Consider the following 14,306-nt stretch of genomic DNA (forward strand, 5'->3'; position numbering starts at 1 on the left):
GAGATTATTTATAGCATAAAAGAAGCAGTGTTAAAGGGAAAGTAATACGAAAGTTTATATGCAAAGAAGTATGTACGATAGAAGTAACGCCTATTACGTTATAGGAAAATTATAATCTAATGAGGTTGTTTATTGGTTCTATTTGATATGTGACTTCATACTCACGGTTGTAAATTTACTAGAATCTTGTAGGGCATATCACCGATATGTTTAAACTAATTAATTACGTCATAAATTGGCGAAGTTAATTGACTTAAGCTGCATTGTATGATGCATGTGAAATGCTCTATTAATTATAAGAAATATGAATTTTTAAAAATCGTTTTAAATACTGGGTATCCAATGTGCTAAGTATCTGAATACTTAATTTATGTTTTGTAATTTTGATTAGGTATAAAATCTTACTACACATTTTTGAACTGATAAAAAGACTCTATAAATCATTGACAAGATTAGGTAGCTTTACGGGAAAGTTCTATTTAACGCAGTGTGTGTTTATAGAGTTTTATTGGGTATTTTTATGATATTATCAATATATTATAGATATAACTATCGGATAGAACACGATAACTTGAATGTACCTCATGGATATCAATTTAGTTCTTCCAATTAGAAAATCAAACAATAAGACTGTTGTTGATATGTAACGATCAATTATGCATGAGTCTGGATTAAGATACATATATAAAAATATAAACATAATTAAGCAGAAGAAATAAGTGACAGAACGATTTTATGTCATGGCGTATATTTGGATGTGGTTTATATGATTAATTTAAAATTAAATAGTTTAGCTATTTTCTGTAATACAATGTTTTATTATTTCATGTGTAAATATATTTACAATGACATAATCTCAAAATGAGAAAATAATGATAAATGGGATATGGCGAATATTAAAATGGCGATTTATCCATGTTTTTAACAGAATGGTGAAGATATGCTATCGGCGGTTGTATGTTTCCTCTAGTAGGCAGTAATAATTATGAATATATGGAGACTTGTTGCTATATATTTAATAATATACGGATAACGTGGCATTTATCGATGGCGTCATTATAATAGTATCTGTTCATGCCTATGTTGGATTGGTAAATCCGTTGTAATCAGGAAAATGTATGGAAAATCAACCTAAGTTTAACGGAAATAAAGAAATCATAGTTTTTCTAGCGAAACGATTCCCTCTCTGTTTCGCTGCAACAGGTGAAAAGAGACCGCTTAAAATTGGTATTTTTCATGATATCTTGAAACGAATGGAGGATGAAAAAAACATTAGCAAAACGAAATTGCGTTCTGCATTACGCTTATATACTTCAACTTGGCGTTATCTTTATGGGATAACGTGTGGCATACAACGAGTAGATCTTGACGGCAACCTCTGTGGTGCGATTGAAACGCAGCATATTGAACATGCACGAAGAAAATTGGAAGAAACGAAGACACGCATTCAGCTTCAGCGCGTCGCTCAGCAATCGAAAAAATCTGAAAACTATGCAGCCACTGCATCATCTCGACCGAGTGTAATCAAGCGATTCTCAAAAAGTGATAGTGTTATTCCATGTAAACCGCTTGTAAAAAAAGAACACCCGCAAGTTGCGCATAAAAAATTACTCCTTACAAGAATTCCTGTTACCAATGTTTCCATGTTACAAATAGGCCAGGCCATTAAAGTAAAGGTGGGTAATAATCCTATAGACGCAACTGTTATTAATATAGCTAAAGAAGGAATACGTGTACAGATTCCTTCTGGGATAGATTTCATAATCCGGCCAGAACACCTAGAGTTTTAATACGGAGGCTAACTAGGGTGTGGATATATTTATAGAGTAGTTATGATGATGAGGATACTATGGGTGGTAGGAGATGTTCTGACAAAAAAGGAGATCATCCACCTGCATCCGGTTCCAGTATTAAAAGAAGATTTACAATAGAAAATGGTAACTCGATGAATCAGTGCATGTTTACACATGTCCATTATTTCCCATTTAATCTTGACGTAGTTTTCGTTCGTAAGATTTTTAATCGTTATCTCAATATGTTTGATTATAGATACGATATTTTTTGGGTTTCGGATATTGCGAAGTTTGCCACTTAAAAATCAATATTGGCAAATGCGCTAATACAGTGGAAAATCAGACCTTCCGGACGTAAAGTGCAACTTGGTAAACAAACAACAGGTTGAGCATTATAATTATTCTCTAGCATAATTGCATAAATCCATAAACTTGAATGGAAATAGAAGTATTGAAGTTAACTCAAGCAAAACCTCTTGGTCTAAAACGCTCACTGAGCTAGAGATGTTATAGGACGCTAAGGTGAAGTATGACGCACTAAATCTTAAGCTTCGCGGAAAAGACGAAAAAAAGATCTGCAATATGTTAACCAAGCGCTATCAGTTAAGCATGCGACGACTCCTAAGAAATAATAGTGAAGATATTTTTAAATTGTTCATGAATGCCTGTGCTAATGAGATCGATCCGCATATGAATTACCTGTCGCTGAGTAATACCGAGCAATTCAACAGTAATTTGAGTTTGTTACTGGATGACATCGGTGCGGCACTACAGATGAATGACGATTGTCCACTAATACATACGCTTACCCCCCCACTCGGCCCGGAAAAAAAGTAAATCTATTACCGAGGAAGATATAGTCATTGGTATAGGTTAAACGGGAGAATCCATTCTAGATGTTAGTGATTGGTGTCTCGATCACGTTGTGTCCCTATTGCAGGGACCGCAAGGTATAAAGTACGACTCAAAATTTTACCAATTAGTCAAGATACTAAAATACATCTTGTTATTTTTACCGAAAGCGTATCCGCCTTAAATATCAGGAAGTGCAAATTTCGATACACACTATCCGTAAGGAAAATATTGGTATTCTGAATATCCCTGGTTTTTACGTTGGCTTTACCGAGGATGTAAAAGTACAGTTAAAGGAGTTAAAAAACAGAATATATTGAGTATTCTTATTGATCTTCGCTCTGAGAGTAGGGGGGTGCACTAAGTTAATCTGTATCGTTACCTGGGTTGTTTGTTATAAAAGACCGCTGGTATTGTTAGTTGATCGCTTTAGTGCCTCCGCGTCAGAGATTTTTGCTTTATCAATACAAGATTATGGTTGGGGCATCGTGGTGAAAGAGCTGATTTTAGGTAAAGGAACTGTTCAGAAATATTGTGGATTAAATCGTATCTACGATCAGATGTTGAGTCCAGCATGGGCAAGATTGGGAGTTATCCAGTATACAATTCAGAAATTTCATCGGGTTAATAGCGGGAGCACCCAGCATCAAGGGGCGCTTCCGGGTATTATTATCCCTACTGGTACCGAGAGTATCGAAACTAGCAAGAGATGTAAAAATAACTCCCGGTGATGAGACAGTATTAAAGCGCCTACCTATACCAAACGCGGTAATTTACAGAAGATTTCTTCTAAAATAATAACACTACATTTAGCACGTATCGTGAAAGATATTGAATTTCAGTATAATATGACAGGATATCGCAAGTTTTTATGATATTCAGAATAAGCGTCACTTGTTATCCCTGAATTTTTCTCAGAGAGAGAAGGAAACAAAGGAGGTAAACGCTGTGCGTTTGTACGCATTATTGAATGTTTAATACATCAGGGTAAGTAATCAGTGAAGGATCTAGAATTTGTTTCAAAGAATTATAAAGAGCCGGGTCTATATTTAGATGAAACAATGCAGATTGTTTTGGATCGTGCTTATGCTAAGGTTAAGTACCCTGCGTTATTAATATGTATGAAATAGCATTGGTTAAAGTATATATTTGATTAGTGGTTTTAATAAAATATCTGTAAAAACCCAATGAAATCTAAAGTTATGTTTTTCTATCGACTTATCGGGTTCGAATACTTGAAAATAGCCGCCAAGACCTTAGAATAAACATTATTTAACAAGCATGGTGATTTTAAGGAAGTAAGCCTTTTATGATGCGTATCGCTCTTTTTCTTCTCACTAATCTAGCGGTTATGATCGTGCTCAGTATTATATTAAATATTACTGGGATTCAGTCTTCTAGTACTGCTGGTTTAGTTATTATGGCTGGTCTGTTTGGTTTCGGTGGAGCGTTTGTATCCCTATTGATGTCAAAATCCATGGCGATACGCTCGGTCAACGGGGACGTGATTCAAGAGCCGCACAATGAAACAGAACGTTGGTTATTAAATACTGTGGGACATCAAGCTCAACGGGTCAATATCACTATGCCGCAAGTAGTGGTTTACCACGCCCATGATATGAATGCTTTTGCCACTGGTGCACGCCGTGATGCATCGTTGGTAGCCGTTAGTACGGGGTTATTACAGGATATGAACCGTGCTGAAGCGGAGGCTGTTATTGCGCATGAAATCAGCCATATTGCCAATGGAGATATGGTTACCATGACTTTAATGCAAGGGGTGGTAAATACCTTTACTATTTTTATATCTCGTCTCTTAGCACAGCTGACGACAAGGATGCTATCATCAGACCGCGAGGAAGATGAAAATAGTAACGGAAACCCACTGGTCTATTCTGTTGTATCTATGATATTAGAAATTGTGTTTACCATGTTAGCAAGTATTATCACCCTTTGGTTCTCACGTCATCGAGAATTTTATGCTGATGCCGGCTCAGCTAAATTAGTAGGAAGGGAGAAAATGATTGCGGCATTACAACGGTTGAAAACCAGTTATGAACCGAAAGAAGAGAGTAGCATGATGGCTTTTTATATTCATGGCCGTAAAAAAAAGACATGGAGTGAATTATTTATGTCTCATCCTACTCTAGATAAACGGATTGAAGCATTGCGTTTAGGGGTGTATCTAAAGTAAGTAGGCACAGAAAGAGAATAATAGAATACAGGTGGTTATTCTTAAGAGCTAAAAATTTACGTGATGTTTATTATCTTCAATTAACTAATGCATAACCTGAACCTCACTATGTGAGGTTCTTATTTACTTCTCATTTACCCTACTGATTTTTACAACGCTTCCGAGATACCCTAATAGATTAGACATAATCTTAGTTGGAGTAACATTCATACTTAAAATAGTTAGCATTTTATGATGGAAATTCTCAGAATAAACATTATTTTTTTGTCTTATATAGATTAAGAATAAGGTTTATGTTTTAAAGAAAAAAACATCTTTAGTTTTATTTTTTTCTCCTATGTTTTATAGGCGTGAGATATAGTGAATATATCTACTAGTGTGATAGTAGAGATCAGATTATTGACAAGATCTTATAGAATATCATTCCTTTTATTATAAAACCTACTGCCCATCATGATTATATCATTTAGTGTCTTTATTTCTTATTATTCAATTTTATATATAACAGGGTACTTGCTAAGTTATATATAATAATATATTGTAATACTGAGTTTCTATATAACATGACTATTAATTTCTATATTCTTACTTCACTTTAGTGTGGCTCAATCTGAGCTTTCCTTAGCAAGCTTTTTCAAAATCTGAGTTTTAGAAAATGTAAAAATATAATAGTGCAAAATATAGCAACGTTTATAATTATTAAGATGCTGACGACTGTTCTTATTTTAAGATGCATGCTTATTGACGTGAAGCAACCTAATGTCTTTATCTCTCTTCATATGTTAGCGAAGGTTATGAGTCAATGCTTCAAGGCTATTCTAGCGTTGAATAGACCAGGGTTGTTTATTTATATTCTAAATAGAATTAGAAAATCATGTAAAATATTGTTAATCACACTAACTAATCGACATAAAGTATGCTGATTATTATTTTGAAGAATATGGAATTACATTCCAGTACTGTTATTATGAAATATAGTTAAAATTTAACTATTTTGCTTGCTATGAAAATAAAAAAATGACATTGTACTTTTAATAATCTTTTTTAGTACACTATTCTGTCATCAATAATATTGAATAATCCATCTAATAATTGGTGACTAAAAGTCTAATAAATTGGTCCGAATAGTATATTAGATAGAGAATATGTAGAATATGATACTATACAAAACCATATAGAACCTCACTAACTGTTGAGGCAACAATGTCTGTTGTCATTCATGTACGTAAAAGGTGAATGTAGAAAAATCTTCTTGGGTGCTATTTTGATGATATAGACAAGGCAAGTATATCTAACCTTAATAATCTCTTTTCTAAAGACTCCCAAGAAAAAAGATAATCATATAAAATCGAGCACTGATTAAGATGAAAACATTGAGTATGATACGCTAATTTATTTATCAACATCAGATTAAGAGATCTGTATTAAGGGGATGCACTTACATATAAACGATGACTAAAATTGAAATTTATACCCAAGCAACTTGCCCTTATTGCCATCGAGCTAAGGTTTTGTTTACGCGTAAAAAAATTTCTTTTCAAGAAATTTCTATCGAAAGTGACATAGATCTCCGGGAAGAAATGATAAAACGTAGTGGCTCTACTACAGTACCGCAGATTTTTATCAGTGGAAAACATATCGGTGGCTGTGACGATTTATACAAGCTAGATGAGAATGGTGGACTGAAATTCTGTTTCTAAGTAAACAAAAATAACATTATCAGTCACCTTGGTATTCATCTACTGCACTTTAACCGAAGAGCTTTCAATGTCAGAGAAAAATAATACCGAGATGACCTTTCAGATTCAGCGTATTTATATAAAAGACGTTTCCTTTGAAACATCTAATGCGCCTAGTGTCTTTCAAAAAGAATGGCAGCCCGATATTAAATTAGATATCAATACAGAATCTAGCAAGTTGGCGCAAGATATCTATGAAGTCGTGCTGAGAGTTACTGTAACGGTAATGCTAGGAGAAGATATTGCTTTTTTATGCGAGGTGCACCAAGCGGGAATTTTTAGTATCTCCTCGGTTAAGGACACACAGATGTCACACTGTCTAGGTGCGTATTGTCCAAATATTTTATTTCCTTATGCGCGCGAGTGTATTAGCAGTCAGGTGTCCCGCGGTACCTTTCCGCAATTAAATTTAGCACCTGTTAACTTTGATGCACTGTTTGTGCATTATCTTCAAAATACGTGTACTGATAACGATACCTATCCGTTTCAGGAAGTGTAAGGGTATGTCTACCCATGCTTCCATAATTGTTATCGGTGCTGGCTCTTACGGCACTGCTCTAGCCATTACCTTTTCACGCAACGGTCATAAAGTTTTGTTGTGGGGATATGATCCGGTTCATATTCAAAGGCTAGCAGTGGCGCGTTGCAATCAAGCTTTTTTACCTAATGTGCCTTTTCCACCAACTCTTTATTTAGAATCTTCGCTGAAGAAAGCGTTAACGGCTAGCCGTGATGTAATGATTGTGGTACCAAGTCATGTATTCGGCAGCGTACTTTTGCAACTTAAACCGCATCTTCGTCAGGATGCTCGAATTGTTTGGGCCACTAAGGGTCTGGAATCGGACACTGGTCGATTGTTGCAGGAGGTAGCACGGGAGGTTCTAGGAGAGCAGATACCTCTTGCTGTTTTATCTGGGCCAACTTTTGCACATGAATTAGCAGCCGGCTTACCTACCGCTATCGCGTTGGCGGCCACTGATACTAAATTTAGCGACGATTTACAGCGGTTGTTACATTGTGGAAAAAATTTTATGGTTTATAGTAATCCTGATCTCGTCGGTGTTCAACTAGGGGGAGCGGTGAAAAATATTATCGCTATTGGTGCTGGTATCTCTGATGGGATTGGATTTGGCGCCAATGCGCGCATTGCATTAATCCCTCGAGGGTTGGCAGAAATGTCACGTTTAGGTGAGGCAATGGGCGCCGAATCCAGTACGTTCATGGGAATGGCAGGACTGGGTGATTTAGTACTTACCTGCACTGACAATCAATCACGTAATCGCCGTTTTGGTATGCTGCTAGGGCAGGGCGCCAGTGTTGAGTATGCAAAGGCAACAATAGGGCAAGTAGTAGAAGGTTACCGTAATACCAAGGAAGTATTGGCGTTAGCTGGTCGGTATGGAGTAGTAATGCCTATTACCGAGCAGATTTATCAGGTGCTTTATCAGAAAAAAAATGCGTATCAAGCGGCGCTAACACTCCTGGGTTGCGCACAGGAAGATGAAAATAGCCGTGGCTAAAAAAAGGGGGGGTTAGCAATAGAGAAAAAGATGGAGATATAGGGAGAGTAGGATGCAACTTATACCTGTATAATATTCAAGTCGAAGTGTGATTGGTAGATTACACTACACCTATCTAGGCTTATTTTTACATAATCTCTTTACTGCAAGAAAATCTTCGTGATTTATTAAGTTATCTTTAGAGTCATTCACTTCAGAATTCTATTCTTTCAGCTATTACTATCAGACAAGTACTCAACAAGCATTATTTCACCGATCTAGTTAGAATTTTATCTTCTATGCGTGACATTCTGGAAGAGAGCATTAATGTAGCTTTTGTGTCCTAAAGGATTCGAGGAATCTCAATAGTGAAAATAATAAATTATTCCGATAAAAATCATTTGGCAGAAGAAATTAGAGAAGGTGTTTTATTTTGCACCTTAAATATCGAACGTAGCGATATAGCATTAAACTATATCTCTCCAGCCAATGCAGTCTCGTAGGTAATAAATATTATAAATACGCATCGAAATCGTATGAAATAAGTCATACTATATCGCTTGGGGATGATATTTGTTTTCGAACTTTATTCCCTCAATTATTACAGAATAGCCAGATATGCACTTATTATTTTAAATTTTTATCATCTTAATCTTTCTAAGAAGATTTGTTTTAATTATTATGGTCATGATATTTAGTAACTCCTCATTAGCTAATAGGTATTTAGTGTCGTGTTTTTATAAGGATTTAATAGTCATAAAAATCAGTGTACTACTATAGTAGTACAGTTACTAATTCCGGAATAAGCAATCACAAGTAAACTTTCTTATAGTTCTTTAATCTCTCTTTTTTCCATTTGTATGCAAAGTGTGCTAAAGAAGATGCCGAAGGCATCTTCTTTTAATAATTTTCCTTTATATTAAACCATCGCCACTCCCACGATTAGCAGTTTACTTTGGCTAAATCACAACCTTGTATAAGTTTCAACTAGGCATTTTATAAACACTGTAATCTAATAGTTGATAAATATTACAAATATGGTAATATTGAAGATTAATGACGTATTGAAGATGCTTTATCGTAGATTTTGCTGAAAGTTTATAAGGTATTCATGGAGTCTAATTTATAGATATATAGTAAAAATTTAGGTAAAATGGAGTAAAACCAATATAGCTTATATGTGTTTAGTAATACATATACAAGACGATTTTAGTCTAATTCCAGAACAAAAAAATATGGTATAGTTGAGTGTATTAATAAAAATACGGAGAATATAAAACATTAGATAAAGTCTAAACTTCTCTTTTAATTTATTACAGTGATGATTCAATGCATTAATATATACTACAACAAATTATTAGTAAGAAAGTATAAGTTACTAAATCAGTGTTGTTTATATAAATATTTAAAGTGTTTTTAGTATACAGTTAATGCGTCATTTTAGACGGAAATAAATTTTATATATTTGTATTGAGAAATATTTGGTGGTTCTTTTTTTTGATAGAAAACTCAGGTTAAGTCTTCACTTTAAGAATGTTAAGATTTCGACATGAGAATTATTCAAGTTATCCCATTTGGAATTGGAATTTTTATTGTGAAATTAATTTTTTTATGATATATTTCATCAAATTTTGGTATAAGAATGCATTTACTAGGAAATGTTTCCTAGTATCTTAAAGATACTAGAGTATAAGGCGAGTGTCGTAAGTCTTACGAAGACAGGAAAGATAAAATAAGGCGCGTTAGCAGAGTGGTTATGCAGCGGATTGCAAATCCGCCTACCTCGGTTCGACTCCGGGACGCGCCTCCATTTTATAGCGAAATGCCCGGGTGGTGGAATTGGTAGACACAAGGGATTTAAAATTCCTCGGCTTTGGCTGTACGAGTTCAAATCTCGTCCCGGGCACCAAACAGAAAAGTTATGAATATAACTATATTATATTTACTAGTACAATAGTGTTAATATTGATACTTTATACAAGGGAATACTACCTAAAATAATGCTTCCTTATGTTTCATCGTTATTTCAAATTCATCGTTATTTTAAACTTCAAAAATTTCATATCTCCATACTGGAGACTATCGTTTATATTAAATTTTATTCACTTTTCGCAAAAATATACCTAACGCACTAGCATTTTTATAAAATGCTGTAAACAAAAAGCAGTGTATCCGTATTATACAGGATATTTTTGGTTTGGATATCTTCTTTATTAGATTTGGTTAGTAACTTAGATCCTTATGGTTTTCGTAAAAACTGGAATGCTCTATAAACAAGCAATTACTAAAGATAACATCTTATATGAAAGAGAAGCCAGCTTGATGCTGCTGAATAACGCCACTTATAATAAGTCGTCCAAACGACCTATGCTCCAATAGAAAGATAGGCTGGTATGAGTATACGGTTTGCAACCCTATTAAATAAGATTGAGTTTTTTAGATATTTTACATCTATTCTTAGATAAATATGAGTGCGCATGTTTATTTTTGACATTGATACATCTCAAGAAAGACTCTCAGACAAATTTAAAAATCTATTATAATAGGATTAATAGATCATAACTTTACAAAGTTATATTGGACTGATTGAATTTTAGAATCATCGTAAATGATACCAATAGCGGTATCCTAGGGATATAATTTAATTATCCAAATTCCCCCTCTTTCTTGATAAACAAATCGTTTAAAAAATAGATATTCATATGATGCAGTTATGAAGGAAAATTGTTATTTTCATTATCGCTAATAAAGTAGGTAGATACATGATATAAAATATAATTTCTTTTAAATATAAAGAATATTTATGCATTTATTTTACCAGGTAAATTAGGTCTATATTAGAGCACTGGATGAGTAAAGGAATAAGAGTGGAATTAACATTGTTATTTTAAGTATGAACAAGGTTTTTTATGAAAAATCAAAAAGAATTTAGAGACTGTCTTGTAATCCAAGAAAATGTTCTCCTTTGATTAAACCATTATGCAATAATAAAAAAATCATTAAAATCCATAAAAAATAAAAATAACTACGGATTTTAAAAAACCATGTGCTCTTACGAGCATACATAAAATTTACCATGTTGAGAACATGTATATAAAATTCTAAAAGCGCACTATTGCCATTCAAGTAGGCAATAGTGTTTTTTTCCCCGTCGTAATAAAGTATAACGGCCATATAGCCGGTCAGCATCGTTAAACACATATTCAGCTGATAGCTGTTTTTCTCCGTTTACTGTTACGGCGTTTGCACTTATGATAGTGCGTGCTTGCTTGCGCGAGGGAACTAAGCCCGCTGCTATTAGCGCCTGTTGTAAATCTGAGCTTCGCTTAATAACTACTGTCGGCATGCCATCCTGGGTTAGTTGTTTGAAATCATTCTCCGTAAGATCTGCGGGTATACCGGTAAATAAACTAGCAGTGATACGCTTCGCTGCACCTAATCCCTGTTCACCGTGTACGATACGGGTTACTTCTTCTGCCAATACAGATTGGGCACGCGGTCCTTTATCGTTAATAAGATGATCCTCGTGTTGCAGCGATTCGATAGTGGAAAGTTCTAAAAAAGTAAAGAACTTCAAAAAGCGATAGACATCGCGATCAGTTGTATTGATCCAGAATTGATAAAACTTGTAGGGACTGGTTTTTGTGGGATCTAGCCATATTTCGCTTCCGTCTGTCTTTCCAAATTTGCTACCATCTGCTTTAGTAATAAGCGGCAACGTGAGGCCATAGACAGTAGTGTGATACAGTCGGCGTGTTAACTCGATACCAGAAGTGATATTACCCCACTGATCAGAACCACCAATCTGTAGTACTACACCGTGCTTTTTATTCAGGTATGCGAAATCATAGCTTTGTAATAAATTATAAGAAAATTCCGTAAAGGAAATACCGCTATCATCTCGGTGCAATCGGTGTTTCACTGCTTCTTTATTAATCATTTGATTGATAGAAAAGTGTTTTCCGATATTGCGAATAAACATCAGTGCATTCATGGAGCTGAACCAGTCATAATTATTAGCCATGACAGCGCTGTTGTCGCCGGAATGAAAGTCAAGGAATGATGCCACCTGGGATTTAATGTTTTCCACCCATCCCTTAACGGTTGTAGTAGGATTTAGCATACGTTCGTTTGTTTTAAAACTCGGATCTCCGATAAGACCGGTTGCACCACCTATCAGCGCGAATGGACGGTGACCGGCTAGCTGGAAGCGTTTAAGACATAGTAATGGCACTAAATGCCCTAGATGTAAGCAATTAGCGGTAGGATCAAAACCACAATACAGAGCGATCGGTCCTGCTGTGAGGCGCTCATTCAGTCCCTTTTCATCTGTGACCTGGGTAATCAGCCCCCGCTCCCGTAATTCTTTTATTAGGTTACGATTTACCATCAAAGACTCCATTTTTAAGAAAAACTAACAATATATCTTGATCTGGATAGACGGTTTTGAGCGAAGAATTTTTTTTAAAAACGCGGTCATTCCATGATTTCGGATCGTTAAGAGTCATTCTGTTTTGATTATGGGGCTAGTCGGTCAATTTTCCACCCGTCATTCTCCCATCGATATAGAAACCTATCATGCAGTCGGTGTTGACCACCCTGCCAGAATTCTAGCGTATCAATAGTTACTCGATAACCACCCCAGAAGCTTGGTACTGGAACTTCGTCTTGAAAAAATTTTCCTTTTAGTTCTAAGAATTTACTTTCTAGTACGTCGCGCGAAGAAATGGGGGTGGATTGTCGCGAGACCCAAGCGCCAATCTGGCTATCGCGAGGGCGACTGCGAAAGTATTTTTTTACATCGTTAAATGAGAGCTGTTCCGCTTGCCCTAGCATTAACACCTGCCTTTCTAGCGCGTGCCAGGGAAAGTGTAGGCTAATACGCGGATTATATGCTATATGGGTCGCTTTGCGACTAGTAAGATTGGTATAAAATACTATCCCATGATGATCAAAATATTTAAGGAGAACCAGACGTTGATAGGGCTGACCATTAGTATCTACAGTACCCAGACTCATCGCTGTGGCATCGGGAAGCTGTGCAAGGCAGGCTTCTTTTAGCCACTGTTCAAAAAGCTGCATGGGTTCTAATGTTAAATCAGTGCGGCGTAATCCACGCTGTGTATATTCTCTACGTAAAGTAGAGATATCGATTGATTGTTTTATCATGTTGTGTGAATAAAAATATTATATCAAGTTATTAGTGTGCCCTGTGATCTTAAAAATCGCAAATATTTATATTTTTTCTCTCTAAGTGACATATATAGTTTAAAAGGATTGCATCCTGGAGTGCAATAAAAGAAATTCGTCTTGCAACTAGATATATATCTAGATCCAGGAAGGGGGCATTTTATAAAGATTATCGGTTCTTTTTAAGAATTAAAGCTTTTCAAAATCTATAGAGATCTTCTTTTTAAGAGTTGAGTTTTGTACTGTGATTCATCCCGGACAGACTGAAATGGTATTATGTTAGTTTATATCTTTTAGAGTATTAATTTATTAATAAAGTTTGATACGTGATTTGCAGCAGAATCTCATGATTCTTGCGAGAAGAGTAATATGGTGGCTATTGAAAATATATATTATACTCTATTTAAATTATTTAAGGATATTTTCTTTGTAGATTTATCAAGTGACTAGCCTTAATTGATATTAATCCTCAATAGGAAATAGATGATGAGAATCTTAAAATTCCTTGTAAATCAACTATGATTTTTATCATATCAAAATATAGCAGAGATCCTTAAAAGAAGAATTTATCTATTTCAGATAGATGCTGTAGTTTTAATAGTTTTTTGATGTAATGATTTACAGAATACTGGTTCAGTAATTAATTTTTTGAGAAAAAAAGAACTACTGAAACATTATTAATGTTTATTCAGCATTAGATTACACATAGGTATGGATATGTACTCCCCCCTTTGATTCTATGTATCGGAAGATGATCAGTCTGCTATCTCTATCAAAAATCATTTATTGCCCATGTAGTAAAATAATCATGAATGTTCAGTGAATAATTTTTAGATAGCGTATCGCATTAGAAAATGTTTTTCTAGAAAGGGTACACATGATGTTAATTCTTCGCGTAGTAGGCGATTTAAAAGAGCATAATCATACTGGAAGAGATCTTTGGTACCTTCAGGTATATTGGTTTATAACGCATGATCAATGGTGGATATTAAATAAAGTATTTTTGTATATATTTTCTAGAGCTAAGACTAATTGAGTA

9 protein-coding genes and 2 tRNA genes are annotated in these 14,306 nt (G+C 35.0%); 9 read left to right on the top strand and 2 right to left on the bottom strand.

Annotated elements, in window-relative coordinates:
• Window positions 1–1,118 precede the first annotated feature (1,118 nt).
• The 9 genes from proQ (at window position 1,119) to GFK82_RS00555 (ending at window position 9,986) form a co-directional block, all read left to right on the top strand.
• Window positions 1,119–1,790 (top strand): RNA chaperone ProQ, encoded by a 672-nt coding sequence (gene proQ, locus GFK82_RS00515; RefSeq protein WP_226810998.1) that lies wholly within the window; start codon window positions 1,119–1,121, stop codon window positions 1,788–1,790.
• A 525-nt stretch (window positions 1,791–2,315) separates the two neighbouring features.
• Entirely contained in the window at window positions 2,316–2,630 is a 315-nt protein-coding gene (locus GFK82_RS00520; RefSeq protein WP_226810999.1) for a hypothetical protein, read from the top strand.
• A 344-nt stretch (window positions 2,631–2,974) separates the two neighbouring features.
• Window positions 2,975–3,376 carry a S41 family peptidase gene (locus GFK82_RS00525; RefSeq protein WP_226811000.1) on the top strand — a complete coding sequence of 134 codons (402 nt, stop codon included), beginning with the start codon at window positions 2,975–2,977 and terminating at the stop codon, window positions 3,374–3,376.
• Window positions 3,377–3,954: 578 nt separating this feature from the next.
• The gene (gene htpX, locus GFK82_RS00530) at window positions 3,955–4,839 is read left to right on the top strand and encodes a protease HtpX (RefSeq protein WP_226811001.1); all 885 of its coding nucleotides are present in this window, start codon (window positions 3,955–3,957) and stop codon (window positions 4,837–4,839) included.
• 1,451 nt (window positions 4,840–6,290) lie between these two features.
• The gene (grxC, locus tag GFK82_RS00535) at window positions 6,291–6,539 is read left to right on the top strand and encodes a glutaredoxin 3 (RefSeq protein ID WP_226811002.1); all 249 of its coding nucleotides are present in this window, start codon (window positions 6,291–6,293) and stop codon (window positions 6,537–6,539) included.
• A gap of 67 nt (window positions 6,540–6,606) precedes the next feature.
• Entirely contained in the window at window positions 6,607–7,077 is a 471-nt protein-coding gene (gene secB, locus GFK82_RS00540) for a protein-export chaperone SecB (RefSeq protein ID WP_226811003.1), read from the top strand.
• Between the two features lie 4 nt (window positions 7,078–7,081).
• Complete coding sequence (gpsA, locus tag GFK82_RS00545) at window positions 7,082–8,098, top strand: NAD(P)H-dependent glycerol-3-phosphate dehydrogenase (RefSeq protein WP_226811004.1); 1,017 nt, start codon at window positions 7,082–7,084, stop codon at window positions 8,096–8,098.
• 1,715 nt (window positions 8,099–9,813) lie between these two features.
• Window positions 9,814–9,887 (top strand) — tRNA-Cys (locus GFK82_RS00550).
• 14 nt (window positions 9,888–9,901) lie between these two features.
• Window positions 9,902–9,986: transfer RNA gene (locus GFK82_RS00555), tRNA-Leu, on the top strand.
• Between the two features lie 1,203 nt (window positions 9,987–11,189).
• Here the strand turns inward: GFK82_RS00555 and tyrS are convergent.
• Entirely contained in the window at window positions 11,190–12,467 is a 1,278-nt protein-coding gene (gene tyrS / locus GFK82_RS00560; RefSeq protein WP_226811005.1) for a tyrosine--tRNA ligase, read from the bottom strand.
• A gap of 128 nt (window positions 12,468–12,595) precedes the next feature.
• Entirely contained in the window at window positions 12,596–13,246 is a 651-nt protein-coding gene (gene pdxH, locus GFK82_RS00565; RefSeq protein WP_226811006.1) for a pyridoxamine 5'-phosphate oxidase, read from the bottom strand.
• Window positions 13,247–14,306 lie beyond the last annotated feature (1,060 nt).

The sequence above is a fragment of the Candidatus Steffania adelgidicola genome (genome assembly GCF_020541225.1).
In the GTDB taxonomy this organism is placed as follows: Bacteria; Pseudomonadota; Gammaproteobacteria; order Enterobacterales; family Enterobacteriaceae; genus Steffania; species Steffania adelgidicola.

Bases quoted from the DNA above. Each gene is read 5' to 3' on its own strand.
- secB (WP_226811003.1), top strand. From the start codon at position 6,607: ATGTCAGAGAAAAATAATACCGAGATGACCTTTCAGATTCAGCGTATT.
- gpsA (WP_226811004.1), top strand. From the start codon at position 7,082: ATGTCTACCCATGCTTCCATAATTGTTATCGGTGCTGGCTCTTACGGC.
- proQ (WP_226810998.1), top strand. From the start codon at position 1,119: ATGGAAAATCAACCTAAGTTTAACGGAAATAAAGAAATCATAGTTTTT.
- htpX (WP_226811001.1), top strand. From the start codon at position 3,955: ATGATGCGTATCGCTCTTTTTCTTCTCACTAATCTAGCGGTTATGATC.
- pdxH (WP_226811006.1), bottom strand. From the start codon at position 13,246: ATGATAAAACAATCAATCGATATCTCTACTTTACGTAGAGAATATACA.
- tyrS (WP_226811005.1), bottom strand. From the start codon at position 12,467: ATGGTAAATCGTAACCTAATAAAAGAATTACGGGAGCGGGGGCTGATT.
- grxC (WP_226811002.1), top strand. From the start codon at position 6,291: ATGACTAAAATTGAAATTTATACCCAAGCAACTTGCCCTTATTGCCAT.